This window comes from Streptomyces sp. NPDC037421 (assembly GCF_055602105.1).
In genome coordinates this window covers 438255-462610 of the sequence record NZ_JBVJWV010000002.1, presented here as the reverse complement: position 1 = coordinate 462610, position 24356 = coordinate 438255, and the positions used below count along the sequence as shown (strand labels likewise).

Sequence of the window (24356 nt, the reverse complement as noted above, 5' to 3'; positions counted from 1 at the left end):
CCCCCCCCCCCCCCCCCCCCCCCCCCCCCTCCCCCCCCCCCCCCCCCCCCCCCCCCCCCCCCCCCCCCCCCCCCCCCCCCCCCCCCCCCCCCTCCGGCACGTTCCGGGCCCGCAGGCAAAGGATTTGGTCTAGACCTTGACAGGTCCAGACCACTATCGGTTCAGTGGCGGTAGTCGTCGCCCCCCCATTCCCGCGACGATTCCCCCCACTCCAGGAGCAGTTACGTGATACCCACGCTTCGCCGCCGCGCCCTCTCCCTCGCCGCGGCGGCCGCCGCGACCCTCGGCCTGGCCGTCGCCCTGCCCGCCTCCCCCGCCGCCGCGGCCCCCGCCTGCGCCGGGGCCTGGAGCTCCTCCGCCGTCTACACGGGCGGCGCGAGCGCCTCGTACGGCGGCCACAACTGGCAGGCCAAGTGGTGGACCCAGGGCGAGACGCCCGGCACCACCGGCCAGTGGGGCGTCTGGTCGGACCAGGGCGCCTGCGGCGGCGGGGGCCAGGACCCCGACCCGGGCACCGGCAACCCGTCCGGCTTCGTGGTCAGCGAGGCCCAGTTCAACCAGATGTTCCCGAACCGGAACCCCTTCTACACCTACAACGGCCTGGTGGCGGCGCTCTCCGCGTACCCCGGCTTCGCCAACACCGGAGACGACACCGTCAAGCGGCGCGAGGCGGCCGCCTTCCTCGCGAACGTCTCCCACGAGACGGGCGGCCTGGTGTACATAGTGGAGCAGAACACCGCCAACTACCCGCACTACTGCGACGCTTCCCAGCCCTACGGCTGTCCCGCCGGCCAGGCCGCGTACTACGGCCGCGGCCCCATCCAGCTCAGCTGGAACTTCAACTACAAGGCGGCGGGCGACGCCCTCGGCATCAACCTGCTCGCCAACCCCTACCTGGTGGAGCAGGACCCGGCCGTCGCGATGAAGACGGCGCTCTGGTACTGGAACACCCAGAACGGCCCCGGCACGATGACCGCGCACGCGGCCATGGTCAACGGGGCGGGCTTCGGCGAGACGATCCGCTCCATCAACGGGGCCCTGGAGTGCAACGGCGGGAACCCGGCGCAGGTGCAGAGCCGGGTGAGCAAGTACCAGAGCTTCACCCAGCTGCTGGGCGTCACTCCGGGGAACGACCTGAGCTGCTGACGGCGCGGAGGGCCCGGCTCACCGGCCGGCCCGGCTCACTGGCCGCGCAGCGCGGTGGCCAGCTGGGCGCGGGAGCGGACGTCGAGCTTCTGGTAGATCCGGGTGAGCCGGGCCTCCACCGTCTTGACGCTCAGGAAGAGCTTCGCCGCCGCCTCCTGGTTGCTGGCTCCCCCGGCGACCAGGAGGGCGAGCCGGGCCTCCGCCTCGGTCAGGGCCGCCACCCCGGGGTGCGGACCGCAGCTCTCGGGCGTGTTCTCCCGGGCCAGGTCCAGCCAGGGCCCGGCCCCGGCGGCCTCGAACAGTTCGGCGGCGGCCCGCAGGGCGGCGCGGGCGGGGGCGCGGCGGCGGCGCCGGCGTTCCACGCGGGCCAGCGCGAGCAGGGTACGGCCGTGTTCGAGGGGCAGTCCGAAGGCGCCGAACCGCTCGGCGGTGGCCTCCAGCAGGGCGACGGCCGGCTCCGGCTCGCCCCGCGCGGACAGGCACAGCCCGCGGGCCCGGTCCAGGGCCGCGAGCACGGTGGCCCGGCCGAGGGAACGGGCGACCGGGGTGAACCGGTCCAGCAGCTCGGCGGCCTCGCCGGGCGCGTCGGCGGCGACCAGCGCCTCGGCGAGCTCCCCGTGCCAGCGCAGGACGGAGGGGTCCACCACCTGCTGGGCCTCCTCCAGGGCGGCGACCCGGCTCAGGGTGGCGACCGCCTTCGCGGCCTCCCCGGTGGCGAGTTCCACGGTGCCGAGCGCGTACAGCCCCCGGGACAGGAAGACCTGGTCGCCCTCCTCCTCGGAGGCCCGGATGCCCCGGCGGGCGTACGCGGCGGCGCGGGCGAAGCTGCCGCCGGCGGCCTCGGCGGTGGCGGCCACGTACCAGGCCGGACCGGGTGAGAGGCCCGCCTCGATGGTGAGCTCCAGGGCGCGGCGGGCGTGGAGGGCGCCGCGTACGCAGTGGCCGCGGCGCAGTTCGGCCTCGGTCATGCTGCGCAGCACCTCGAAGACGTCCTCGGCGGAGCCGGTGCGCTGGACGGCGGGCAGCAGGACGAGGAGCTGGCGGCGGGCGTCGGGGAGCCGGTCGTCGAAGAGGGCGTGGCGGACGGCGAGGAACTGGGGGGCGTTGCGCATGCCGAGGGGGACCTCGGGGGCGGGCAGGGCGAGGGCCTCGGCCAGGATGTCCTCGGCGTCGGGGTCGCCGAGGATGCGGCCCATCCGGGCCCGGACGGTCAGGGCCATGGCTTCGGCGACCTGGTCCCCCCCGGCCTTCGCGAGCGCTCCGGCCTCGGCGGCGGCGTCGCGGGCGCGGACGGGGTCGCCGTCGCCGATGTTGTGCTTCCAGGCGATCCGCAGCTGGACGGCGGCTTGCAGGGAGGGGTCGCCGGCGGCGTCGGCGACGGCGTGGGCGATGGTCTCGTCGAGGTCGGCCAGGGCCTGCCCGGCGGCGTCGATCACCGCGAGCCGGGCCCGGACCCGCTGGGCGGGCGAGGCGTCGCGGGCGAGGACGGCGCGGGTGGCGCGGCGGGCGAGGTCGGCGCGGCCGGCCCAGCCGGCGTCCTCGGCGGCGCAGACGAGGCGGGCGAGCTCCTGCTGGGGGAAGGCGGCGGGGGTGCGTTCGGCGGCGAGCAGCCCGAGCTCGGCGGCCAGGGCCCGCTGGCCCCGGCGGCGGCAGGCGTCGGCGGCCCGGGTGATCTCGGCGGCCAGCTCCGCGTCGGGGGTGTCGACGGCGAGCGCGCGGTGGCGTACGGCCTGGACGGGGTCGTCCACGGCGGCGGCGAGCGCGGCGTGCCCGGCGGCCCGCTCGGGCCAGCCGGCGTCGGCGGCCAGGGCGGCGGGCAGGGCGCCGGCGGTGAAGGCGACGGTGCCGTCCTCGGCGACGGTGACCAGTGCGGCCCGTTCGGCCTGCGCGAGTTCCGCCTCGGCGTCGCGGCGTCCTGCCCGGCGCAGCAGGGCGGTGGTGGGGCGGGCGGCGAGGGCGGCGAGCAGCAGGGTGGGGCGGGTCCGGCCGGGGGCGGCGGCGAGGAGCCGGCGGGCGACCTCGCGGGCCTGGCCGGTGAGGGGCAGGGTGTCGGCGTGGTGGGCGCCGCCGCCCTGGCCGGCGGCGGCTTCGGCGAGGGAGTGGCCGAGGGCGAGGGCGAGGCGCGGGTTGCCGCCGCTGGCCTGGTGGATGCGGCCGGCGAGGCGGGCGGGCAGGCCGTGGCGCAGCAGCAGTTCGGCGACCTCGTCGGCGCCGAGCGCGGGGACGTGGACGACGGGGGTGCCGGGGCCGCAGAGGGATTCGGCGACGGGTGCGGCCTGGACGCATTCGGCGGCGAGGACCCGGACGCGCGGCGGGGTCAGGCGCAGGACGAAGCGGAGCAGGTCGGTGCTCTCGGGGTCGAGCCACTGGGCGTTGTCGAGGACGAGCAGGACGGGGCCGGGGGCGGCGAGGCTGCGGAGCACTTCGACGACGGCCAGGCGCAGGGCGACGTGGTCGCGGCCGGCGCGGGGGGCGTCGGCCTCGCGGCGGAGCAGCGCGATGGCGGTGCGCTGGGGTCCGGCGAGGCGGTCCAGGGCGGTGCGGGGGACGGAGGCGAGGAGGGCCGCGGCCGCGGCCTCGGGTATCTCCCGGTCGGCGGCTTCGGGGGCGAGGCGCAGGACGGTTTCGCGCCGCCGGGCGGCGGCGGCCGCGACGGCGCGCGCCACCTCGGTCTTTCCGGAGCCGGCGCATCCGGTGAGGACGGCGCGGCCGTGCGTGGTCAGCGCCCGGTCGACCGCCTCGATGAGTGCACCGTGTCCGACGTTGGTGTCAGCGTTCCCCGTCGCCGCCACGCACAGCCACCAGCCTTTCGCGCCCCTGCTCCTGTGCCCTTCCTGTGAGACGCGACAATACGAGGTCAGCCCCCCGACGGACCCGGATTGTGACGCAGAATTCAGTCAGGCGGCAGGAATGCGCCGCGGGCCTGCCGGTACGGGAGGTACCGGCAGGCCCGCGCACTGGATTGGTCCGTACCATCGGTCCGTCAGAACGGAGTTGGGGGGCTCCGCCGGGACCGGTGCGGGACCGGGGTCAGAAGCCGAGGTTCCAGGAGTCGATCTTGCCGGTGTCGCCGCCGGCGTTGTCGTTCACGCGGAGCTTCCAGGTGCCGTTCGCGACCTCGGAGGAGGCGTTGACGGTGTAGGTCTGGTTGATGTTGTCCGTGCTGCCGCCGGCCCGGTTGTGCAGGGTGTAGACGGTGCCGTCGGGGGCGACCAGGTCGACCTTGAGGTCACCGATGTAGGTGTGCGCGATGTTCACGCCGACCTGGAGGGCGGCCGGGGCGTTGCCGGTCACACCGGTGACGGTGATGGGGCTCTCGACCGTGGTGTTGTCGCCGATGGCGAAGTCGGCGGTGTTCTCGAAGGCCGGGGTGGGCTGGGTCGAGGTCACGGCGTTGACGGTCGCGGTGGCGTCGGCGAGGCCGGCGCCGCAGCCGCCGGTGCAGGTGCCGGCCAGCGGGCGGGCGTTGGCCTTGATGGCCGACTCGATCTGCGCCGGGGTCAGCGAGGGCTTGGCCGCGACGAGGAGGGCGGCGAGGCCCGCGACGTGCGGGGCGGCCATGCTGGTGCCCTGGTACGGCTTGTAGATCTCGGCGCCGGGGGTGGTGGTGCCACCGTTCAGCGTGGAGAGGATGCCGTTCTCGGGGGTGGTGACGGTGCCGGGCGTGTCGGTGGCGCGGCGGGTCTCACCGCCCGGGGCGGCGACGTCGATGATCGCGCCGTAGTTGGAGTAGAAGGAGCGGTCGCCGGAGCGGCTGCTGGCGGCCACGTTGACCACGTTGTTGCAGCTGGCGGGCGAGAAGCCGGCCGCGTCCGCGTTGCTGTTGCCGGCGGCGACCACGACGGTGGTGCCGCGGGCGACGGCCGCGTTGATGGCGTTCTGGTAGCTGGAGGTGCAGGCGCCGGAGCCGCCGAGGCTCATGTTGATGACCTTGGCGGGGGTGGCGTTCGCCGGGACGCCCGCGACGGTGCCGCCGGAGGCCCAGGTGATGGCGTCGACGATGTCCGAGGTGGCGCCGCCGCACTTGCCGAGCACGCGGACGGGCTGGATCTTGGCGTTGTACGCGATGCCCGCGACGCCCTTGCCGTTGTTGGTCGCGGCGCCGATGGTGCCGGCGACGTGGGTGCCGTGCCAGGAGGAGTCGCTGGCCTTGGATCCGGTGCCGCACTCGCCGGCCGCGCTCCAGTCGCCCTGGTCGGCCGGGTTGCTGTCGCGGCCGTTGCCGTCACGGGCGGCGGTGGAGCTGCTGATGAAGTCGTAGCCGGCGACGACGTTGGGGGCCACGTCGGAGTGGGCCACGTAGCCGGTGTCGATGACGGCGACGGTGACGCCGGAGCCGGTGGTCTTGTCCCAGGCGGCGGGCACGTTCATGCCGGCGGTGGGCTCGAAGAGGTCCCACTGCTTGGCGTACTCGGTGTCGTCCGGGGTGGCCATGGCGTAGGCGCGGGAGTCCGGCTCGACGTAGGCGACGTCCGGGTCGGCGCGGAACTGGTCCATCACCTTCGCGGCGTCGGCCGGGGCGGTCGCACCGCCGAGGTTGACGAGCGCGGCTCCGGTGCCGAGACGGCGGTCGAACTTGGCCTTCTTGCCGGCCTTCTGGCCCTTGGCGGCGGCGTCGGTCGCGGCCGCGTCGTTGGAGCTGGCCTCGGAGGCCGAGGACTTGTAGCCGACGATCAGGTTCTCGACCGGGGCGGCGGCGGGGGCGGCGGGGGCCGCGGCGGCCGGGAGGGTGGAGGCGGCCGGGTCGTTCGCGGGGGTCACGGCCACCGCGGAGGTGGCGGCGCCGGCGAGCAGGGTGACGGACATGGCCACGACGGATATGAGCCGACGTCTGGGTGCGTGCACGGTGTTCCCCTTTACGGGCCGGTTCCGGGCAGGCCGGAGCGGCCGGTCGGTGCAGGTGTGGGAGGTGGAACCGGCGGAAGCGGGGCCTGGACGGGCTGGTCGAACCCGCCCCGGCCGCCGCCGCGCGCCACGTCGCCCGGCCGCAACGGCGGGGCAGGGCGACGGCGTACCCCGGCGATCAGCGCGTCCGCGGTCGCTTCACACCATGTGGGGTTGGTGCGGGGCCGCCCGGGGCGCGGAAGATCGCCGGTGGGCAGACAGTAGGCAACGCGGGGGTGAACCCGATACGGGGAAAACCCTTGTCCGGACCCTGTGGGGCCCCCGCCCCGCCCGGGGGTTACCGGGGGTCGGCGGGATCTGCCGGCTCAGCGCGGGTTGAGCTTGCGGAAGTACGTCCAGCTGGACTCGTTGGGCTCGGCCCACTTCTCCGGGGCGCGGGCGAACTCCGGGTGGCGGGCGGCGATGTACGCGCGGGTGCGCTCGGGCACCTCGGCGTAGGAGGCGAGCTTCACGCCCCGGCAGTGGAAGGTGAGGCCGCCGGGGCGCTGGCCCTGCTCCATCCAGGGCAGCCAGGGGGACATCCGGGTCCAGGACATGGTGGCGGGGACGCTCGGGGCGTCACCGGCGAGGGCGGCGGCGGAGGTGAAGAACTGGAAGAGCTCCAGGGCCCGGTAGGTGTCGTCGGCGGAGTTCAGCGGGTAGTCGGCGACCGGCAGCGGGGAGGGGTAGGCGAGGGGGATCTCCAGGCTGAAGCAGACCTGGTCGCCCAGTTCGGTGCGCGGGACGGGGAAGGGCCGCCACCGCTGGTTGGCCGGATCGTTCCAGACGTGCACCACGGGCTTCCCCTGCCAGGTCTCCAGGACCTCCCGCGTGGCGGGGTCGAGGTAGAAGGCGGCCTCGCGGGAGAGCATCCGGTAGCCGCCGCCCTCCTCGTCGGCCTCCAGCCGGGCGGCGTTGAGGCCCTCGAAGCCGAAGAGGCGGCGGTAGGGCTCGCCGGGGGCCCAGGAGTGGATGTCGCCGGTCCACCAGAAGACCGTGTCCCCGCCGTCGAGGGAGGCGCGGGTGCGGGCGAAGGCGTGCAGGAGCTCTTCCGGTGTCATACGAGAACTCTCGGGGGCGGGCCCGCGGCCGGACAAGCACCGGACGGGCCATACTCGCACCGCACCGGGCCTGTTCGGGCCGTGTGGACGCGGCGCGCGCGTGCGGCCGTCCCCGGGGACGCGGCTCCCGTCGGCGCCCGGCCCCACACCTACGAAATCCCGGACGCTCCCTCGTGCGGACGCCCGGTTGACGGTCCGGCGCGGCAGCGGCGACCGTGACCGTCATGGGGAACGGAAACCGCCTGCTTGCGCTGCTCGTCTGCCTGGTGCTGGGCGCCGGGCTGGCCGCCGCCGTGCTGGGCGCCTCCCGGGCGGCCGGCCCGCGCCACGCCTCCGCCGCCGGGGACCGCGTGGACATCGCCGGCGTCCCGCCCGGCCCCGCCCCGCCGCCCGCCGGACCGGACGCCTCGGCGGGCACGGTGACGGTGGACTGCGGGCGCAACGAGGAGGGCCACTGGAACGAGGACAACCTGGTGGTCTCGCCGGGGCTGCGGGCCGGCGCCCACCACACCCACGCGTACGTGGGCAACCTGTCCACGGACGCCCTGTCCACCGACGCCTCGCTGGCCGCGGCCGCCACGAGCTGCGCCGGCGGCGACCGTTCCACGTACTACTGGCCGGTCCTGCGGCGCACCGACCGGCCGGGCGGACGCGCGCACGAGGGTGCCGCCGGGCACGGCAACACGGGTGAGATCCTGCCCGAGGCCTCGGTGCGGGTGGAGTTCCGGGGCAGTCCGGTCGGCAAGGTGGTGGCGATGCCCCGCTTCCTGCGCGCGATGACGGGGGACGCCGTGGCGTACACGGCCGCGACGGACGCCGCCGTCCGGGCCCGGTGGGGCTGTTCGGGCTCCCCCGGCCGGTCCACGACGAGCTATCCGCTCTGCCCGGCCGGCGATCTGGTGACCCGTACGCTCGTCTTCCCCTCCTGCTGGAACGGGCTGGACACGGCGGCCGCCGACCACCGCTCCCACCTCGTGTTCCCCTCCGCCCAGGGGGTGTGCCCCCAGGGCATGTTCCCGGTGCCCGAGCTGCGGCTCTCGCTGGCCTACGCGGTGCCGCCGGAGGTGCCGATCGCCCTCGACTCCTTCCCGGAGCAGCGGCACAGCCCGAGGACGGACCACGCGATGTTCGTGGACGTGATGACCGACGGGCGGATGGAGGAACTGGTCGCCTGCCTCAACGAGGGCCGCACCTGCCGGATGTGAGTGACGCAGGTCACATGAACCGGCGGGGCCCCACGGGCGTGTTCCGACCGCACGACGCGATACGAGGCGGACGGAGAACCTGTATGCCTGGACCACTGTGGCCCCGCACTCGGCGGGGCTCTACCGACGAGGCGCTGATCAGGGCGGTGTACGAGGAGCACGGCAACGCGCTGCTCGCCTACGCCACGCGGCTGACCGGGGACCGGGCCGCCGCCGAGGACGTCGTCCAGGAGACGCTGATCCGGGCCTGGCGGCATTCCGAGGTCCTGGTCAACGGGAAGGGCTCGGTGCGCGGCTGGCTGCTCACCGTGACCCGCAACATCATCACCGACCGGTACCGGGCCAAGGCCGCCCGGCCGCCGGAGGTCTCCGGCTCCGCGGCCGCTCCCCCCGTCGAGGGGGACCACGCGGACTCGGTGGTGGACACCATGACGGTGCTCGGCGCCCTGGACCGGCTGTCGCCGGAACACCGGGACGTGCTGACGGAGTTGTACTACCGCCAGCACAGCGTCGCCGAGGCCGCCGACCGGCTCGGCATCCCGGCGGGCACGGTCAAGTCGCGCTCGCACTACGCGCTGAAGGCCCTGCGCGAGGTGTTCGGGGACGGCGCCGGTGACGGCGCGAGGAGGAAAGGAACCGGCCGGCCGCCCCAGCAGCCCGGCGGACTGCGGGAGGTGGTGGCGTGAACCGGCAGCGGCACGAGGAGGAAGTGGAACTGCTCGGCCCGTACGTGCTCGGCGTCCTGGACGAGGAGGAGGTACGGCGCGTCGAGGGGCACCTCGGCGACTGCGTGCGGTGCCGGGAGGAGGTGGCCGCGTTGCGTGAGATGGAGAGGGTGCTCGGGGAGGTGCCCGAGGAGGCCTTCCTCGACGGGCCCCCGCAGGGCGGGGACCTGATGCTCCAGCGGACCCTGCGGCAGGTGCGCGGGGAGCGGGCGGCGGCCGCGCGGTGGCGGGCCGGTGTGGTGGGCCTGGCGGCGGCGGCCTCGCTGGCGGCCGTGTTCTGGGCCGGGGCCCGGGTGGGCGCGGACGACGGGAACACCGGGGCGCTGCCCCCGCCGCCGTCGCCGACCGTGTCCGCGGTGCCCTCGCCGCCGGTGGCGGGGACCCGGGTGGCCTCCGCGACGGACGCGGGTACGGGCGCGCGGATGACCGTACAGCTGACGCCGGCCGCCAAGTGGGTGCGGCTGCACGCGGCGGTGACCGGGGTGCCGGCGGGCGAGCGGTGCCGGCTGGTGGTGGTCTCCCGGGACGGTACGCGTTCCACGGCCGGCGGCTGGGTGGTGGGCACGGCGGAGCACGGCGAGGGGAAGGGCGCGGCCCTGGACGGCTCCGCGGCCGTGGACCCCTCGGACGTCAAGGAGGTCCTGGTGGTGAACGAGGCGGGCCGGACCTTCGTGTCCGTCCCGGTGTAGCCGCCGGGTGCGGTACGGGGACCCGCGCGGGTCCCCGTACCGGCTTCTCACGGGTTGTGGAAGCGGACCTCGGGAGTGTCCGCGCGGGGGCCGTCCAGGACCGGCCTGGGCTGCCCCTTGAGGTGCTGGTCGAAGAAGGCGGCCGCGTAGGTCCGGGTCAGCTCGATGGTGCGGGAGCCGGACAGCGGCGCCTCGGGGTGGGGCAGGCCGAGCTGGTCGCGGATGGCGGGGAAGTCGGTGGGACCGAAGTGGTCGGTGCCCTCGACGGTGATCCAGCGCTTCCAGCCGTCGAGGTGCGGCCAGGCCTTCGACCAGTCGCCGTTCGCCGGGCTCCCGGGCACGCTGGCGGCGGAGCCGAACAGCATGAAGGGGCGGCCGCCGGTCCCGGCGGCCGGAAGGGGATCGGGCAGGCCCCCGTCCATGTCGAAGCCCGCGCGGATCCGCTGGTCGGCGGCCATGGCCGGCAGGGCCGCGGAGCCGCCCATGGAGTGGCCCGCCATGGCGATGCGGCGCTGGTCGATGAGCCCGGCGTGGCGCCAGGCCGGGTGGCGGCCGGTGAGGCGGTCCAGGAGGAAGGAGACGTCCTCGGCGCGGACCTTCGCGACGGCCGCGTGGCCGCCCGGGCCCTGGGACTGGTCGCAGGCCAGGCAGGTCAGGATCCGGCCGCCGGGGAAGGCGGTGGCGGCGCTCTCGTAGGCGTGGTCCACGGCGGCCACCACATAGCCCCGGGAGGCCAGGTCCTCGGCGAGCGAGCTGACGGTGGCGCGGGGCACGGTGAAGCCGGGCGACAGCACGATCAGCGGGTAGCGGCCCTGGACGGGCCGGGCGCCGGCCCGGGCGTGGGACCGGGTGGCGGCGAAGACGGCGGGGTCGATCAGCTGGTCGAGGCGCTTGTCGGCCAGGATCAGCCGCGCTTCCTCGGTGCTCAGGTACGGCGCGGGGGCGCGGCCGGTGCCGCCCTGCGCCGGATAGCGCAGGGTGACCATCAGCTCGCGGGGGCCGGTGTGCGCCCAGGGGTCGGTCCGGCTGCGGTCGGTCAGGTGGAGGTCCTCCTGGCCGACCGCGAACCGTCCGGTGGGCGCGGGCAGTTCGGGGCCCGCGGTCGTGTGGGTCCCGGCGGCTGCCGAGGGGGCGGCGGAGGCCGTGGAGGCCGCCGTCAGCGGGACGGCGAGCAGGAGTGCGCTCAAGGCCGCGGCGGCCGCGGCACGGCGTCGGATCTTCATGTGATCAACGCTAGGCGTGCCGTGCGGGCGCCTCGTCGCCTCCCAGGCTGATCCGGCGTCACCCCCTGGTCGCAGTCCGATGCTCCGCAAGTAGTACGGGCCTTCACTGCACGGGAGTTGGGGGAGCCCGGGAGCGTCCGCCCCAGGCCCCGGGTGTCCCGTCGAACGGGCGGGTCCGCTACGCGTGCAGCCGCACCGGGAGGTCGTGCAGGTCGTTCTGGGTGAGCACCGGCTTGTTGCGCAGCTCCTCGCGGGTGACGGCCAGGCCGAGGCCGGGGAAGCGTGCGTACAGGGCCGGGAGGGCCACGAGGGCCTCCAGGCGGGAGAGCGCCGCGCCGGGGCAGACGTGGGGGCCGTGGCCGAAGGCGATGTGCCGGTTGGGGGTGCGGGTGACGTCGAACTCCCCCGCGTCCTCGCCGTGCTGGGCCTCGTCGCGGCCGAGCGCGCCGAAGGAGACGATCAGGCCCTCGCCCGCCGGGAGGATCCGGTCCCCGACCTCGATGTCCTCGGTGGCGAAACGGATCAGTACGTGCGAGGTGGGGGTGGACCAGCGCAAGGTCTCCTCGATGACGTTCTCCCAGGGGACCTCCCCCTTCAGGACGAGGGCCCGCTGCTCGGGGTGGGTCTCCAGGGCGACGACGGCGTTGACGATCAGGCTGATGGTGGTCTCGTGTCCGGCGGCGACCATCAGCTGGAGGGTGTTGGTGATCTCCTCGGTGCTGAGGTGGTCGCCGTCCTCGGAGGCGGCGATCAGCGCGCTGGTGAGGTCGTCGCCGGGGTCGGCCCGCCTGGACTCCACGATCCGGGAGAAGAGCGCGCCGAGGTCCGCCATCATCTGGGGGACCTCCTCGGGGAGGGTCTGCGTGGAGAAGAACTTCTCGAAGAGGGCCTTGAGGCGCGGGTGTTCGGCGGCGTCGACGCCCATCAGCTCGCTGATGACGTTCATCGGCAGCGGGTAGGCGAAGTGCGCCTTCAGGTCGACCGTCTCGCCGGCGGGAAGGGCGGCCAGCTCGTCGAGCGACCGGGTCGTGAGTGCCTCGATGCCGGCGCGCAGCTTCTCCACCCGGCGGGCGGTCAGGGCCTGTGCCACGAGGGTGCGCAGCCGGCGGTGCTCGTCGCCGTCGACGGTCAGCATGGAGCGGCCGGGGTTGGCGAGGCCTATGAGCGGCCAGTCCAGGGGGATCTCGCCGCGCTGCCAGGCGCCCCACACGTTGATGTCCTTGACCACCCGGGGGTCGGTGAGGAGCTTGCGGGCCTCGGCGTGGTGCGTGACGGCGTACACGGCGACGCCGCCGGGGAGGACGACACGGGCCAGCGGGCCGGCGGCGCGCAGTGCGGCGCTCTCGGCGTCGAGGTCGGTGACGAAGGGGTCGAGGGTGAGGGGGGCGGGGCCGGTGTGGTCGATCGGGCAGGTCACGGGGTGGCTCCAAGCGCGGGGGTCGGGGTGTAGGTCACGGGGAGGGCGGTGAGGCCGCGCAGCCAGGGCGAGGGGCGCCGGGTGAGTTCGGCGGCGGGCCCGGCGAGGTCGACGTCGGGGAGCCGGTCGAGGAGGACCTCGATACCGGTCCGGGCGATGGCCTCGGCGACCTCCTGGGCCGGGAAGGGGCAGCGGTGCTCCCCGTGGCCGAAGGAGAAGAAGGCGTTGTTGCCGCCGGTGAGGGCGCCCGCGTCGGTGCGTACGTGCGGGTCCCCGTTGGCGGCTGCCAGGCCCAGCAGGACCAGGTCGCCGCGGCCGATGCGCCGGCCGCCGAGGTGGGTGTCCCGGGTGGTCCAGCGGCCGGCGACGTTCTGCGTGGGGGTGTCCTCCCAGAGCACTTCGTTCATGGCCTCTCCGACGCTGTGCCGGCCGCCCGCCAGGGAGGCGGCGAAGCGGTCGTCGGTGAGCATCAGGCGCAGCGAGTTGCCGATCCAGTCGGCGGTGGGCTGGTGGCCCGCGGCCATCATCACCATCAGGTCCTGGGCGATCTCGTCGACGGTGAACCCGGCGGTGTTGGCCAGCATCCGGGAGGCGACGTCGTGGCCGGGGGCGGCGGCCTTGGCGGCGAGGAGCGCGTACATGGACTCGGCGAGGTGGCGCTGGCCGTCGAGGGCGCCCTCCCGGCCGTTGATCATGTCGTTCATGGCGGTGACGAGGCCGGGTCCCTGCTCGTCGGAGAACCCGTAGACGCGGGCGAGGACGCGCAGCGGCAGCAGCATGGCGTACTCGCCGACGATGTCGCAGCTGCCCCTGCCGCAGAGACCGTCGATCAGCTCGTCGGCGAAGCGCTCGGCGTGGCCCTTGAGTTCGAAGGGGTCGACGGATTCCAGCGCGTCGGAGATGACGGCGGCGCGCTCGCGGTGGCGTTCGCCGACGGTGTAGAGGATGGACGGCTGCTTGCGGCCGATCATCGGGAGCAGCGGCCAGTCGGCCGGGATGCGGTCCCACTGGTTCCACAGGTCGGAGTCGCGGGAGAAGAGCTGGGGGTCGCTGGTGACCTGGTGCAGTTCGCGGTAGCCGAGGACCAGCCAGGCCGGCACGTCCCCGTCGAGGACGACCGGGGCGACGGAGCCGTGGTCGCGGCGCATCTCCCGGTACAGCTCGGCGGGGTCGCTCTGGAAGCGGGGGCCGCCGAGGTAGACGGGCTGCGGCTCGGGGGTGGTCACGGGGTGGGCTCCGGGATGGGGTGCGGGACGACGGCCGGCTGGTCGGGACGGTGGCTGTGGAGGTGCCGGAGGTGCTCGACGAGCGAGATGAGCACCTGCTTGCTGGATTCGCGGGAGCGTGCGTCGCAGAACAGCAGGGGCACCTCGGAGGGGAGGTCGAGGGCGGTGCGGATCTGCTCGGGGGTGTGGGCGGGCCCGCCGAAGTCGTTGCAGGCGACGACGAACGGCGTGCCGTGGTGTTCGAGGCGGTCGATGGCGTACCAGGAGTCCGCGAGGCGGCGGGTGTCGACGAGGACGACCGCGCCGAGGGTGCCGGAGAACAGCCGGTCCCACAGGAACCAGAACCGCTCCTGGCCGGGGGCGCCGAACAGGTAGAGCACGTTGTGGGCGTCGAGGGTGATCCGGCCGAAGTCGAAGGCGACGGTGGTGGCGGTCTTGGCGCCGATGCCGTCGGTGTGGTCGACGCTCTCGCCCGCCTTGGTCATCGTCTCCTCGGTGTTCAGCGGGCGGATCTCGCTGACCGAGCGGACCATGGTGGTCTTGCCGACGCCGAAGCCGCCCACGATCACGATCTTGAGGCCGTTGTCGGCGGTGCTGCTGAGGTTCTGCCGGGGCTCGCCCGGGTCAGAGGTTGCGGAGTCCAACGAGCACCTGCTCCAGGATGTCGGGGTCGGGAAGGCGGTACGTCGTGACGCGCGGGTGCCGGGCGCTGATGCGCCCGGCTGCGAGGAGGTCGGCCAGGAGGATCCGTACGATCGAGACGGGCAGGCCCAGTTCGGCCGCGACCTCCACGACGGCGGTCGGGTAGCGGCACATCCGCAGGATCGCCGCGTGCTCGGACTGGATGCCGGGGACCGGGTCGCACTCGGCGACGATCAGGGTCACCAGGTCGAAGGCGTCGCTCCCGGAGCTGCTGCGGCCGCCGGTGAGGGTGTACAGCCGGTCCGGGGAGTCGTCCCGGCCCGGCCTGACGCGGCTCATCCCCGGGGCCTGGCGATCAGATGCTCGCTCAGCTGCTCCACCAGCTCGGACATGTTGTGGCCGACGAGGCCCGCGTCGGCGTCCTCGGCGGCGACGAGCGCGAGGTGCGCGCCCTCGCCGGCCTCGACGATGAAGAGGATCCCGCCGTAGAACTCGGCCATGGCGGAGCGCACTCCGCCGGTGCCGTCGCCGAACTCGATGGACGCCCCGTGGGACAGGCTCTGGATGCCGGCGGAGATCGCGGCGAGCTGGTCGGCCTGGTCGACGGACAGCTCGGGGGTGCGGCACAGCTTGAGGCCGTCGCGGGAGAGCACGAGGGCGTGCCGGGCGCCGGGGGTGCGCTCCAGGAGTCCTTCCAGGAGCCAGCTGAGCGTCTCGTCGGTGGTGGGGCCGGTCATGGGGTGTCGTTGCCTTCCGGGTGCGGGGGGTTCGTGGGCTGCTGCGGCGCCGGGGCCGGGTTGCCGCGTACGGCTTGGCGGAAGCTGCCGAAGCGGGCGGCGGACCGGGACGCGCCGCCGGGGGCGGCCGGGGTACGGGCCGCCGCGCTCGCGGCGTCGGTCGCGGGCCCGAGCTCGGACTGGGCGGCTGCCAGGGTCCGGCCGCGCCGCCGCTGGGGCAGTCCGCTCTCGCCGAGCACCGGGTTCCGGCCGGTGGTCTCGGACTCCCCGGAGTCTACGGGGGTGTCGTGGACGGGCTCGGCCTCGGTCCGCTGCGCCGGTACGGCCGCCCGGGCGGTGGCGGGGGCCGGGGCGGGCACGGGGGCCGTCAGGAGGGCCGGGGCGGGCACGGGTTCGGCCGGGGCGTGGCTGATCAGCTCTTCCGGGATCATCATCAGCGCGCCGGTGCCGCCGCGCGCGGAGGGGCGGAAGGAGACGGTCAGGGCGTGCTTGCGGGCGAGGCGGCCGACGACGGCGAGGCCGAGGCGGGTCCCGGAGAGCCCGGCGAGGTCCAGGGACTCGGCGGTCACGGCCCGTTCGGCGCGGCGCAGCTGGACCTCGCTCATGACGAGGCCGCTGTCCTCGACGGTGATGATGACCCCGGCCGGCACCTCCTCCACGTAGACGTGGACCTCGGCGGTGGGCGGCGAGAAGTTGGCGGCGTTGTCGAGGAGTTCGGCGAGGGCGTGCATGACGCCCTCGGCGGCGTGCCCGGCGACGGCGGCCTCGCTGGTGGAGTGCAGCCGGACCCGCTGGTAGCCGCCGATGCGGCCCATGGCGCCGCGCAGGATGGACTCCATGACGATGGGCCTGGCCCAGCGGCGGCCGGAGCGGGCTCCGGTGAGGACGGCGATGGAGTCGGCGAGGCGGCCGGCCTGGGCGGTGCGGTGGTCGAGGTGGAGCAGGTCGCCGAGGACCTCCTCGTCGGCGTGCTTGTGCTCCATCTCCCGCAGGTCGGCCAGCATTCCGGTGGCGAGGGCCTGCATCCGGCCGGCCGCGTTGGCGGCGGCGGCCATGGCGGCGGCCCGGCCCGACCGGGCGCGGCGCAGCTCCTCGCCGAGCCGCTCGCGGGTGGCCTGCTGGGCGGCGGTGAGCCGGTCCAGTTCGGCGGCGTGGGCGGTGGTGAGGTGGTGCAGTTCGGCCGCGTGGGCCGTCGTCAGGTGCTCCACCTCGGCGGCGTGGTCCCTGGTGAGCCGGGTGTGGTCGGCGGTGCGGGCCGCCGTGTCGCGGGCCCCGTCGGCCGTCAGCCGGGCGATGCAGGCGTCACGGACGGAGAGTTCGCCGGCCAGGTGGGAGAGGCGGCCGCGCAGCTCCCGGGCGGTGCGCGCCCACCAGGTGACGGCGCCGGCGGCGACGGCGAGCAGCAGCGAGCCGGAGAAGGAGAACCAGGCGAGGGGGGTTTGGACGGCCGACGGGGCCGCGGCCACCGCCGCCGTGGACAGAGCACCCGCGGCCGCTGCCGTGACCAGCAGGGCGAGCGCGGAGGGGCGGAGGGGGGAGGGCGACGCCGTCATCAATCAAGGCCTCAAACCGGGCGTAAATGGAAGAGAAGGTTCCTGTGGCAACGGGGCACAACTATAAGAGGATTGGTGATCGTTTAGGAAAGGTCTTGATAAACATTACGTTGAGTAGTGCCCATTTAGGCTCCTTCTGGAGCGGTTTCGGGGCTATGCCATGGCATCCTGTGACGTCACCACTCGCCGGACGGAATCGGCGGACGTCCGGGGAAAACGGGGAAGGTCCATGAGGCTCTGCTTCCTGGTGGAGGAGCACTACCGCCACGACGGCATGCCCAACGAAGTCGTCCGGCAACTGACCGCCTGGGGCCACCAGGTGGACGTGGTCCGCCCGGGCGGCTCCCTGCTGCGCATGGACGGCCTGGTCCGGGCCGGCGCGCACGACGCCTGGGTGCTCAAGACGGTGTCCGGCGGCCCCGGGCTCACCCTGCTGGAAGCCGCGGCCGCCGCCGGCACGACCACCGTCAACGACGCCCGGTCCATCCGCGGGGTACGGGACAAGGCGCTGGCCGCCGCCCTCGGCAGTGCCCGGGGGCTGCCGCTGCCGCCCACCTACGCCCTCGCCCGGCCCGAACTCCTGGCGGGCGTACCGGACGGCGCGTACCCGCTCGTGGTCAAGCCCGCCGACGGCAGCTCCGGGCGGGGCGTGCACCTGGTGCCCTCGCCCGACCGGCTCGCCGCGCTGCTGCCCGAGCTCGCCGGCGAGGGCATGCTCATCGCGCAGCCCTACGTCCCGAACTCCGGCACCGACCTCAAGGTGTACTGCGTCGGCGGGGAGCTGTACGCCACCGAGCGCCGCTCCCCCCTGCACCCGGACGCCCCCGTACGCGAGCGCCGGGTGCGGCTGCCGGCCGAGGTGGCGCGGATCGCCGCCCGGGTGGGCGAGGTGTACGGGCTGGACCTGTACGGCGTCGACGTGCTGCTGGGTCCCGACGGGCCCGTCGTGGTCGACGTGAACGACTTCCCGAGTTTCCGCCAGGTGCCGGACGCGGCCGCGCGGGTCGCGCGCGCCGTACTGGACCTGGCCCGCTCGGGCGGCCGGCGCCCGGCCGCCGCGCCCCTCCCGCCCGCCCGTCCCCACGCCCGGCCGGTGGCCGTTCCCGCGCAGGCGGCGGCCGGGGCGGGGGACGGCGCGTGAGGATCGGCCTGATCACCCCGGACGCCGGGCACCCGCTGATGGCGGCCACCGCCGCGCTGCTCGCGGCCGAGCACGAGGTACGGGTACTGGACCCGGCGGCCGGAACCGCCGCGGCGGCCGGGGCGCCGGCCGACGTGTACCTGCTGAAGGCGCGGACCCCCTCGGCCCTGGCCCTGGCCGGGGATCTGGAACGGCGCGGGGCGCCCGTACTGAACTCGGCGGCGGCCACCGGGCGCTGCCAGGACCGCACCGGCATGGCCGAGCTGGCATTGCGGGCCGGACTCCCCTTCGCCGCCACCCGCACCTATGCCTCGCTCGCCGGGCTGGAGGCGTCGGCGCGGCCCGGCCGGCCGGTGGTGGTCAAGAGCCGGCTCAGCCGCAAGCACGACCTGGTCGCCCGCGTCGACGGCCCCGAGGGGCTGCGGGCGCTGGCCGCCGCGGGCTGGGAGCGGGAGCCGGTCGTGGTGCAGCCGTTCGCCCCCAACAACGGCTGGGACCACAAGCTGTACGTGATCGGCGACCGGGTCTTCGCGGGCCTGCGGCGTTCCGAACTCGCCGCCGGGGAGAAGGAGCCGGCCCGCCCCTTCGGGCCGCTGCCCGACGGCTGGGCCGAACTGGCCCTGAAGGTGGGCGCCGTCTTCGCCCTGGACGTGTACGGCGTGGACGTCATCGCCACGGACGGCGGCCGGCCCCTCATCGTCGACGTCAACGCCTTCCCGGGCATCCGCGGCCAGTCCGGCGCCCCGGAAGCCCTCGCGGCCCTGGCCCTGCGCCGCGCCGGACAGCCGCCGGGGCGGTGCCGGAGCGGTCGGGCGGAGGACGGCCGGTCCGGGGGGCGGTGTGCGTAGACTCGCATCGGCGCGACCCATGACGACGAGGATTCCATGCACCCCGCCGACGAAGACCCGCAGCGGCTGGACCCGGCCAGCCTCCACAACGCGAGGACGACGATCGTCCAGCTCCTCGGCCGGGCGGGGGTTCCCTCCGGTTCCGCCGAGGAGCTGATCGGGCTCGTCGAGGCCGGCGTGCTCGCCGCCGCCCACCGGGAGACCGAGGACGCCGCGAGGACGGCTCCCGCCGGGAAGGGCGAACCCTACGAGTCGGGCTGGCTCGACGGCGCCCGTGCCCTCACCGACGAACTCGGCGGGATCGCCGAACGCGCCCTGGGCCGGGCCGTCGGCGCCGGGCCGTCGGAGGACTCCCCCGGTGCCTGGCCGCCCGTCCGCCGGATGGAGGTCGAGCGGGCCAAGGTGGCGGTGACGCCGCTCTACCTGTCCTTCAGCACCGTCTCCGACCTCGACCCGGAGGTCTCCGAGCAGGTGCTCACCGCCGTCCTCGGGACGATGAGCCCCAGGCAGCGGGCCGGGTACGCGGGCCGCCTCACGCAGTTCGCCGCGGCCCACCGCCCCCACCTGACCCGGCTGTACGCGCGGTACGGCCCGGGCAGCGCCATCACCCTCCACGGCCGCTACTCCCTGCTGCACTCCCCCACGAGCCTCGCCGTACTGGAACGGCTCGCCGCGTCGCCGTCGGCGCTGCGCGAGGAGTGGGACGCCGCCGAGCTGCCGCCCTCGTGGCTCGACGGGCTGACGGCGACCTGGGAGCCGTCGGACACGCCTTAGGCACTCAGGACACGGCCTGACCCAAGAACGTGGCGACCGCGCCGGTGAAGGCCGCCGGGTCGTCGAGCCACGGGAAGTGGCCCGCGCCCGGCTGGACGGTGAGGGCGGCGTCCGGGAACAGGGCGGCGTACGCGGCCATCGCGCGCGGCGGGGCCGCCAGGTCGGCCTCGCCGGCGAGCAGCAGCACCGGGGCGGCGAGCCCGGCGAGGGCCTCGCGGGTGGCCTCCGGGTCGAAGGCGCCCTCGGCCCCGTACGCGGCGGCGGCCTCCTGGTTCTTCTGGCCCGCCTCGGCGGCCCGGTGGGCGCGGGCCGCCTCGTCCCAGCGGCCGTACCAGAAGGGGGCGATGGCCTCGAAGGTGCCGGCCGCGGCCCGTCCCGCGACGAGTTCCTCCAGGGCCGCGTACGCCGGGCCGAACCAGGGCTCGGCGGCGCGCAGCCGGGCGGTCTCCAGCCGGTCGTCCCCGGTGACGGGGATGCCGACGGCGAAGACGCTGGGCGTGACCAGCAGCAGCCGGCCGACGCGTCCGGGGTGGCGGGCGGCGTACAGGGCGGCCAGGTTGGCGCCGGCGGAGTGGGCGAGCAGGTCGACCGTCTCCAGGCCGAGGTGCTCGCGCAGGGCCTCCACGTCGTCGACGAGCCGGTCGCAGCGGTAGCCGGCCGGGTCGTCGGGGGTGGCCGAGGAGCCCGTGCCGCGGAGGTCGAGCCGGACCAGGCGGCGGTGCGGGAGGAGACCGTCGAGTCCGGCGAGGTAGGCGGAGTCCTGCATGGGGCCGCCGGGGAGGCAGACCAGCGGGGTCCCACCGCCCCGGACGTGGCAGGCGAGGCGGGTTCCGTCGTACGCGGGGAAGGTGATCACGGCCGGACCCTGTCAGCCGCTTTCCGGCAGGTCAAGCGGGTTTCCCCGGCCGCACGGGCGGGACGGCCGGCGCCGGCGCGCCGCCACTCGACCGGGCCCGTGCCCCGCTCCCATACTTGGGCCTCATGAGAGGGAAGGAACAGCCGCGCACCAGCCCGCTGGTGCCCGGAGCCGTGCTGGAGACCATCGCGCGGTACGACTGGGAGTCCGTCGTCTGCGGCTGCGGCCGCACGGCCGGGCATCTGGAGGGCACCCTGTGGGACGCGGCCGAGGGGCACCCGGCGGCCTACCACGCGCTGGAGGGGCACGTGTTCGCCCGGTCGCGGCTGTGGCCCCCGGCCCCGGCTGCCTGTGCGGTGCTGATGGCCGTCTGGTCGGCCGGCCCGCCCCGGCTGGCGACCCGCGAGGCCCTGCTGTGGACACTGCTGGCGCTGCTGAACTCGGAGGACGACGGGACCCCGTACGAGGCGGGGCTCTACGGCCAGTGCGCCGCCCACGTCCGGGCCGGCCTGCCGCTGCTGCGCGGCGGCCGGGCGGGCCGGCCCGGTTCGGTGTCGGCGGCCTACGCCGAGGGCATCGTGGACCTCATCGCGCTGTGCGCGTGAGGCCGCCCAGCAGGGCCGGGGTGACCTCCTGTTGCACGGCTGCCTGGCCGACGTGAAGGCCCGGATCCGTGCCGCCGCGCACCCGGCGCCGGCACCCGCGGACCTGCGCGCCCTGCTGGACGCTCCCGATGCCCGGGTGGCCGAAGCCGCTGCCGCGCGTCCCTCGCTCCCGGTGCCGCTGACACGGGAGCCGTTCGAACTCCACGTGCCCGCCGGGCCGGAAACCCTGACAGCGCCCGGCCGCGCGTAGGAAGATGCCCCTGGGCCGGCGGCCGTGGGCAACGGCCGGGCGCCGAAGGGGGGATGGCGTGACGGAGTACCTCGTCCGGGAGGGTCGCTGGGCGCTGTGGCTGGTCTGCGGCTGCTACCTGGTGGTGGTGTACATCACCAGCCGGGGACTGATCGCCGCTCCCCGCTACCGCCTGCTCCAGGCGCGCATCCACGACTGCCGCGCCCGGATCGACGTGTGCGCGGCCGGGCCGGCCCAGGGGTCGGCCGCGCTCAAGGCGGTCACCGACCGGCTGGACCGGCTGGAGAGGAACGGCCAGGTGGCCTGGCGGCTGCTCCCCCGGCGCTGGGTGGTCGCCATCCCGCTGTCCAAACTCGCCTCCGCCTGGCGGGTGCTGCACGAGGCCGAGAGCCAGCTGCTGCGGCTGGAGGGCCCGGAGGAGATCGCCCTGCGCGTCCGCGCCCTGCGGCTGCGGCTCGCCTCGGACCACGACCCGGCGCACGGCTCCCTCGCCGCGGAACTCGCCGCGCACCCCGGCGACCCCGCCGCCGAGCGGGCACTGCTGATCGCCGTCACCGAGCAGCTGTCCTGGCAGGAGGACGACGCGTTCGAGCGGGAGTACGAGCTCCAGCGGATCGCCCTGTGGCTGGCCCTGACCGGCCTCGGCGCGGTACTGCTGATCGGCCTGGTGCTCGACCACCGGCTGTCGCTGCTCCTCGGGGGGCTGGGCGGGTTCCTGTCGCCGCTGATCGGCGTGATGCGCGCGCAGCGGCCCGCCTCCTGGGGCGTCCTCGTGCTGGCGCCGGTCGGCGGAGCGCTGGCCGCGCCCGGCGGGCTGCTGCTGGTGCGGATGCTCGCCGACCCCGAGCTGAACCTGCTGGGCCAGGTGTTCCTGGACAACTCCTGGGGCGCGCCCGCCCGGCCGATCTCACTGGCGATCGCCCTCCTGTTCGGCTTCTCGGGCACCCTGTTCTCCCGCCTCGCCCTCGCGGCGACCGGCCAGCTGATGCCGGTGGCGGGCCGCGCGGCCCCGCGCGCCGGCCTCCCGGCCCAGGCCCCGCCCCCGGCGCCGGCCCCGCCCGGGCCGAGGGGGCAGCGGGCCCCCTAGGGGGTGTCCGTGGTCCGAGGCTGCCAGGCAGCATCGGCTCATGAAGATCACCCGCACCACCCCGCCCCGGCCGGTCGACGTCGCCGCCGTCTTCCCGGAACCCGCCCCGCCGGCGCGCACGGCGACCCGGCTGCACCCACGCCCCGGAGATCCGTCACGGCACGACAGGCATCCCCACACGCAGCCGATGCAGTAGCCGGCCTACAGCCGGCGCAGGCGGCGTTGGGCGGACGCCGCCGCGAGGCGGGCCGCTCGGGCCGCCCGGTCGGCCTCGCGGTGGCGGGCCTCCGCCTCGGACACCGCCGCGTACGCCACGTCCCGCGCGGCCCGCGCCTGGTCGGCCTCCCCCAGCAGCCGCTCGACGGCGGCGTCGGCGTCGGCCGCGCGGGCCACGGCGTGCTGCCGGGCCTCCTCCGCCACGCGCAGCTCCTCCTCGCGGGCGGAGACGGCCCACGCCGCGTCCTCGGCGGCGGCGCGGGCCGCGGCGAGCCGGGCCGCGCGGACGGGGTCGACGGGCTCGGGCGCGGCCGGCTCGGACGCGGCCGGCCCGGGTTCCGACCCGGGTTCCGGCCCGGGTTCCGGTTCCGGTCCGGGGCGCGCCGCCGGGCCGGGGGGCGGCGGCGCCGCGTCCGGGTCGACCGCCGGGAACTCCGACACCGGCGCGGGGGCCCGTACGAGCCGGCCCGAGGCCCATTCCCGGGCCGCGTCCGGATCGGCGAGGACGGCGTGCAGGATCCCCTCCAGCTCCCGCACCACCGTCTCCGAGACCGGGGTCCCCGCCTCCTCGGCCAGCCGGGCGGCCTCCCGGGCGAGGGCCCCGATCACCACGTGCTGCTGGTGCGACAGGTCCCGCAGCCGCTCCCCGTCCAGGGACCGGTGGGCGGCCCGCAGGGTCTGTCCGAGCTGGAGGAACTGCTGCGTCTCGTCGGGTTTCGCCCGCACCAGCGCGTTCGACGCCCAGGCGGCGAGCGTCGGCCGCCGCAGTGCCGCGATCCGCTTCGCCGCCGCCGGGTCCCCGGCCCGCCTCACCCGCGCCGCGGCCTCGTCCCGCGCGGCGGTGAACCCGGCCGGGTGGGGCACGTACAGCGCGTCGACGATCTCGTCCAGATCCAGTTCCGCATCGTCATCCACGCGCCCCACTGTCCGCCATGGCCGCCCGCCCGGGGCGCCCGCGCCCCACGGCCACGCGGGTGAATGGCGCCGAGCCGCCGGTTCCCCTCCCGGGCGCGGCCCGTTGGAGGGGGCGTGAACGGCCCGCCGCTCCCCCGCATCCGCTCCACGGTCCGCGACGGGGTCCTCTCCGTCAGCCTGGCCGGGGAGTTCGACCACTACAGCTGTGCCCCGCTGCGCGTCCTCCTCGACGGGGCCGCCGCCCTCGGCGCCCGCCGCCTCGTCCTCGACGCGGCGGAGGTCGGCTTCTGCGACTCGGCCCTGCTCGACGTCCTGGAGCGGTGGTCCCGCGGCGGCCGCCGCTGGGAGCTGGCCGCCGCCTCGCGGCCGGTGCGTCTGCTGCTGGACCTCTGGGACCGGGTAAGGGCCCCGCTGCCGCCGGTCAGCGGTCCGCCCCGGCCGGCTCGACGACCCGGCCGTCGCGCAACTCGACCACCCGGTCGGCGAGTTCCATCAGCTGCGGATCGTGGGTGGCGACCAGGGCCGTGACGCCCTCGCTGCGGACGACCGCGCGCAGCAGCCGCATGATGGAGCGGCCCGTCTCGGAGTCCAGCTGGCCGGTGGGTTCGTCGGCGATGATCAGGGCGGGTTCGTTGGCGAGCGCGCGGGCCAGGGCGACGCGCTGCTGCTGACCGCCGGAGAGCTCCCCGGGGCGCTGTCCGGCGTGTTCGGCCAGGCCGACCAGGGCCAGCAGGGTGCGGACGCGTTCCTCGCGCTGCTGGGCGGGGACCTTGCGCATGCGCATCGGTACGCCGACGTTCTCGGCGGCGGTGAGCACCGGGATCAGTCCGAACGACTGGAACACGAATCCGATCCGGTCGCGGCGCAGTGCGAGCAGGCCGTTCTCGTCGAGGGTGGAGAGGTCGGTGCCGTCGAGTTCGACGGTGCCGCCGCTCGGGGTGTCGAGGCCGCCGACCAGGTTGAGCAGGGTGGTCTTGCCGGAGCCCGACCGGCCCTTGAGCGCGGTGAGTTCGCCGCGCCGCGCCTCGAACGAGACCCCGCGCAGGGCGTGTACGGCGTTCGCCCCGGTGCCGAAGCTCCTGCGCAGGTCGCGCACCGCCATCATGGGCGCCACGGCATCCGCGCGCCCGGCGGGGTCCGTGTTCTGCGCCACCCC

Annotated in this window: 25 protein-coding genes; 12 read left to right on the top strand and 13 right to left on the bottom strand. The window is 75.6% G+C overall.

All coding sequences use genetic code 11. The features are described from left to right. The first annotated feature begins 225 nt into the window (after positions 1 to 225). Positions 226 to 1146 carry a glycoside hydrolase family 19 protein gene (locus ACZ7IF_RS05585; RefSeq protein ID WP_470963450.1) on the top strand — a complete coding sequence of 307 codons (921 nt, stop codon included), beginning with the start codon at positions 226 to 228 and terminating at the stop codon, positions 1144 to 1146. Between the two features lie 35 nt (positions 1147 to 1181). Here the strand turns inward: ACZ7IF_RS05585 and ACZ7IF_RS05580 are convergent, their stop codons facing one another. From ACZ7IF_RS05580 to ACZ7IF_RS05570, 3 genes are all read right to left on the bottom strand, one after another. Further along, complete coding sequence (locus ACZ7IF_RS05580; RefSeq protein WP_470963447.1) at positions 1182 to 3938, bottom strand: helix-turn-helix transcriptional regulator; 2757 nt, start codon at positions 3936 to 3938, stop codon at positions 1182 to 1184. A 238-nt stretch (positions 3939 to 4176) separates the two neighbouring features. Next, the gene (locus tag ACZ7IF_RS05575) at positions 4177 to 5952 is read right to left on the bottom strand and encodes a S8 family peptidase (protein ID WP_470963514.1); all 1776 of its coding nucleotides are present in this window, start codon (positions 5950 to 5952) and stop codon (positions 4177 to 4179) included. A gap of 404 nt (positions 5953 to 6356) precedes the next feature. Next, entirely contained in the window at positions 6357 to 7091 is a 735-nt protein-coding gene (locus tag ACZ7IF_RS05570) for a DUF1838 family protein (RefSeq protein ID WP_470963444.1), read from the bottom strand. A gap of 224 nt (positions 7092 to 7315) precedes the next feature. On the opposite strand from ACZ7IF_RS05570, the gene ACZ7IF_RS05565 reads away from it, so the two are divergent. The 3 genes from ACZ7IF_RS05565 to ACZ7IF_RS05555 all read left to right on the top strand — a co-directional run bounded on the left by ACZ7IF_RS05565 (position 7316) and on the right by ACZ7IF_RS05555 (position 9710). Continuing rightward, positions 7316 to 8296: a DUF1996 domain-containing protein gene (locus ACZ7IF_RS05565; protein ID WP_470963441.1), complete on the top strand. Its 981-nt coding sequence runs from the start codon at positions 7316 to 7318 to the stop codon at positions 8294 to 8296. A gap of 83 nt (positions 8297 to 8379) precedes the next feature. Continuing rightward, positions 8380 to 8982, top strand: coding sequence for a sigma-70 family RNA polymerase sigma factor (locus ACZ7IF_RS05560; protein ID WP_470963438.1), 603 nt, complete (start codon positions 8380 to 8382; stop codon positions 8980 to 8982). Further along, positions 8979 to 9710 carry an anti-sigma factor family protein gene (locus ACZ7IF_RS05555; RefSeq protein ID WP_470963435.1) on the top strand — a complete coding sequence of 244 codons (732 nt, stop codon included), beginning with the start codon at positions 8979 to 8981 and terminating at the stop codon, positions 9708 to 9710. The genes ACZ7IF_RS05560 and ACZ7IF_RS05555 overlap by 4 nt, the downstream gene beginning before the upstream one ends. A 47-nt stretch (positions 9711 to 9757) precedes the next feature. Here the strand turns inward: ACZ7IF_RS05555 and ACZ7IF_RS05550 are convergent, their stop codons facing one another. From ACZ7IF_RS05550 to ACZ7IF_RS05520, 7 genes are all read right to left on the bottom strand, one after another. Beyond that, positions 9758 to 10933: an alpha/beta hydrolase family protein gene (locus ACZ7IF_RS05550; protein WP_470963432.1), complete on the bottom strand. Its 1176-nt coding sequence runs from the start codon at positions 10931 to 10933 to the stop codon at positions 9758 to 9760. A gap of 178 nt (positions 10934 to 11111) precedes the next feature. Continuing rightward, positions 11112 to 12350: a cytochrome P450 family protein gene (locus ACZ7IF_RS05545; RefSeq protein WP_470963429.1), complete on the bottom strand. Its 1239-nt coding sequence runs from the start codon at positions 12348 to 12350 to the stop codon at positions 11112 to 11114. Further along, complete coding sequence (locus ACZ7IF_RS05540) at positions 12347 to 13576, bottom strand: cytochrome P450 (RefSeq protein ID WP_470963426.1); 1230 nt, start codon at positions 13574 to 13576, stop codon at positions 12347 to 12349. Before ACZ7IF_RS05540 ends, ACZ7IF_RS05545 begins: the two co-directional genes overlap by 4 nt. After that, complete coding sequence (locus ACZ7IF_RS05535; protein ID WP_470963423.1) at positions 13573 to 14220, bottom strand: GTP-binding protein; 648 nt, start codon at positions 14218 to 14220, stop codon at positions 13573 to 13575. Before ACZ7IF_RS05535 ends, ACZ7IF_RS05540 begins: the two co-directional genes overlap by 4 nt. Beyond that, on the bottom strand, positions 14201 to 14557 hold the full coding sequence (locus ACZ7IF_RS05530; protein ID WP_125817928.1) for a DUF742 domain-containing protein: 357 nt from the start codon (positions 14555 to 14557) through the stop codon (positions 14201 to 14203). Before ACZ7IF_RS05530 ends, ACZ7IF_RS05535 begins: the two co-directional genes overlap by 20 nt. Next, positions 14554 to 14955, bottom strand: a complete 402-nt coding sequence (locus ACZ7IF_RS05525; RefSeq protein WP_125820074.1) for a roadblock/LC7 domain-containing protein — start codon at positions 14953 to 14955, stop codon at positions 14554 to 14556. Before ACZ7IF_RS05525 ends, ACZ7IF_RS05530 begins: the two co-directional genes overlap by 4 nt. Further along, positions 14952 to 16508: a sensor histidine kinase gene (locus ACZ7IF_RS05520; protein WP_470963420.1), complete on the bottom strand. Its 1557-nt coding sequence runs from the start codon at positions 16506 to 16508 to the stop codon at positions 14952 to 14954. The genes ACZ7IF_RS05525 and ACZ7IF_RS05520 overlap by 4 nt, the downstream gene beginning before the upstream one ends. A gap of 229 nt (positions 16509 to 16737) precedes the next feature. Between ACZ7IF_RS05520 and ACZ7IF_RS05515 the strand changes: the two genes are divergently transcribed. Genes ACZ7IF_RS05515 through ACZ7IF_RS05505 form a run of 3 tightly spaced genes read left to right on the top strand, consistent with a single transcriptional unit; the run spans position 16738 to position 19271 of the window. Next, the gene (locus ACZ7IF_RS05515; RefSeq protein ID WP_470963417.1) at positions 16738 to 17649 is read left to right on the top strand and encodes an ATP-grasp domain-containing protein; all 912 of its coding nucleotides are present in this window, start codon (positions 16738 to 16740) and stop codon (positions 17647 to 17649) included. Then, the gene (locus tag ACZ7IF_RS05510; protein WP_470963414.1) at positions 17646 to 18497 is read left to right on the top strand and encodes an ATP-grasp domain-containing protein; all 852 of its coding nucleotides are present in this window, start codon (positions 17646 to 17648) and stop codon (positions 18495 to 18497) included. Before ACZ7IF_RS05515 ends, ACZ7IF_RS05510 begins: the two co-directional genes overlap by 4 nt. Before the next feature lie 36 nt (positions 18498 to 18533). Then, the gene (locus ACZ7IF_RS05505) at positions 18534 to 19271 is read left to right on the top strand and encodes a hypothetical protein (protein ID WP_470963411.1); all 738 of its coding nucleotides are present in this window, start codon (positions 18534 to 18536) and stop codon (positions 19269 to 19271) included. Between the two features lie 4 nt (positions 19272 to 19275). On the opposite strand, the gene ACZ7IF_RS05500 is transcribed toward ACZ7IF_RS05505, so the two are convergent. Beyond that, positions 19276 to 20127 (bottom strand): alpha/beta fold hydrolase, encoded by an 852-nt coding sequence (locus ACZ7IF_RS05500; RefSeq protein WP_470963408.1) that lies wholly within the window; start codon positions 20125 to 20127, stop codon positions 19276 to 19278. 125 nt (positions 20128 to 20252) lie between these two features. On the opposite strand from ACZ7IF_RS05500, the gene ACZ7IF_RS05495 reads away from it, so the two are divergent. The 4 genes from ACZ7IF_RS05495 to ACZ7IF_RS05480 are packed head-to-tail and all read left to right on the top strand — an operon-like array spanning position 20253 to position 22265. Next, a complete protein-coding gene (locus tag ACZ7IF_RS05495) occupies positions 20253 to 20732 on the top strand; it encodes a hypothetical protein (protein ID WP_470963405.1) in 480 nt (159 codons plus the stop codon). A 31-nt stretch (positions 20733 to 20763) separates the two neighbouring features. Beyond that, positions 20764 to 20982 (top strand): hypothetical protein, encoded by a 219-nt coding sequence (locus ACZ7IF_RS05490; RefSeq protein ID WP_470963402.1) that lies wholly within the window; start codon positions 20764 to 20766, stop codon positions 20980 to 20982. Positions 20983 to 21040: 58 nt separating this feature from the next. Beyond that, complete coding sequence (locus tag ACZ7IF_RS05485) at positions 21041 to 22069, top strand: hypothetical protein (RefSeq protein WP_470963399.1); 1029 nt, start codon at positions 21041 to 21043, stop codon at positions 22067 to 22069. A 40-nt stretch (positions 22070 to 22109) separates the two neighbouring features. Further along, positions 22110 to 22265: a hypothetical protein gene (locus ACZ7IF_RS05480; RefSeq protein WP_470963517.1), complete on the top strand. Its 156-nt coding sequence runs from the start codon at positions 22110 to 22112 to the stop codon at positions 22263 to 22265. A gap of 5 nt (positions 22266 to 22270) precedes the next feature. Here the strand turns inward: ACZ7IF_RS05480 and ACZ7IF_RS05475 are convergent, their stop codons facing one another. Then, positions 22271 to 23200 carry a hypothetical protein gene (locus ACZ7IF_RS05475; RefSeq protein ID WP_470963396.1) on the bottom strand — a complete coding sequence of 310 codons (930 nt, stop codon included), beginning with the start codon at positions 23198 to 23200 and terminating at the stop codon, positions 22271 to 22273. Positions 23201 to 23263: 63 nt separating this feature from the next. Here ACZ7IF_RS05475 and ACZ7IF_RS05470 point away from each other — a divergent pair, with 63 nt between their 5' ends. Beyond that, entirely contained in the window at positions 23264 to 23728 is a 465-nt protein-coding gene (locus tag ACZ7IF_RS05470) for an STAS domain-containing protein (protein WP_470963393.1), read from the top strand. On the opposite strand, the gene ACZ7IF_RS05465 is transcribed toward ACZ7IF_RS05470, so the two are convergent. Continuing rightward, complete coding sequence (locus tag ACZ7IF_RS05465; RefSeq protein WP_470963511.1) at positions 23622 to 24305, bottom strand: ABC transporter ATP-binding protein; 684 nt, start codon at positions 24303 to 24305, stop codon at positions 23622 to 23624. The two genes, ACZ7IF_RS05470 and ACZ7IF_RS05465, sit on opposite strands and share 107 nt — an antisense overlap. Between the last annotated feature and the right edge of the window lie 51 nt (positions 24306 to 24356).

What these genes read in the sequence shown, in the direction of transcription:
- ACZ7IF_RS05570 (WP_470963444.1), bottom strand. Translation starts at nt 7,091, where the DNA reads ATGACACCGGAAGAGCTCCTGCACGCCTTCGCCCGCACCCGCGCCTCC.
- ACZ7IF_RS05465 (WP_470963511.1), bottom strand. Translation starts at nt 24,305, where the DNA reads ATGATGGCGGTGCGCGACCTGCGCAGGAGCTTCGGCACCGGGGCGAAC.
- ACZ7IF_RS05520 (WP_470963420.1), bottom strand. Translation starts at nt 16,508, where the DNA reads ATGACGGCGTCGCCCTCCCCCCTCCGCCCCTCCGCGCTCGCCCTGCTG.
- ACZ7IF_RS05560 (WP_470963438.1), top strand. Translation starts at nt 8,380, where the DNA reads ATGCCTGGACCACTGTGGCCCCGCACTCGGCGGGGCTCTACCGACGAG.
- ACZ7IF_RS05550 (WP_470963432.1), bottom strand. Translation starts at nt 10,933, where the DNA reads ATGAAGATCCGACGCCGTGCCGCGGCCGCCGCGGCCTTGAGCGCACTC.
- ACZ7IF_RS05515 (WP_470963417.1), top strand. Translation starts at nt 16,738, where the DNA reads ATGAGGCTCTGCTTCCTGGTGGAGGAGCACTACCGCCACGACGGCATG.
- ACZ7IF_RS05495 (WP_470963405.1), top strand. Translation starts at nt 20,253, where the DNA reads ATGAGAGGGAAGGAACAGCCGCGCACCAGCCCGCTGGTGCCCGGAGCC.
- ACZ7IF_RS05525 (WP_125820074.1), bottom strand. Translation starts at nt 14,955, where the DNA reads ATGACCGGCCCCACCACCGACGAGACGCTCAGCTGGCTCCTGGAAGGA.
- ACZ7IF_RS05470 (WP_470963393.1), top strand. Translation starts at nt 23,264, where the DNA reads ATGGCGCCGAGCCGCCGGTTCCCCTCCCGGGCGCGGCCCGTTGGAGGG.
- ACZ7IF_RS05575 (WP_470963514.1), bottom strand. Translation starts at nt 5,952, where the DNA reads ATGTCCGTCACCCTGCTCGCCGGCGCCGCCACCTCCGCGGTGGCCGTG.
- ACZ7IF_RS05565 (WP_470963441.1), top strand. Translation starts at nt 7,316, where the DNA reads ATGGGGAACGGAAACCGCCTGCTTGCGCTGCTCGTCTGCCTGGTGCTG.
- ACZ7IF_RS05530 (WP_125817928.1), bottom strand. Translation starts at nt 14,557, where the DNA reads ATGAGCCGCGTCAGGCCGGGCCGGGACGACTCCCCGGACCGGCTGTAC.
- ACZ7IF_RS05480 (WP_470963517.1), top strand. Translation starts at nt 22,110, where the DNA reads ATGAAGATCACCCGCACCACCCCGCCCCGGCCGGTCGACGTCGCCGCC.
- ACZ7IF_RS05505 (WP_470963411.1), top strand. Translation starts at nt 18,534, where the DNA reads ATGCACCCCGCCGACGAAGACCCGCAGCGGCTGGACCCGGCCAGCCTC.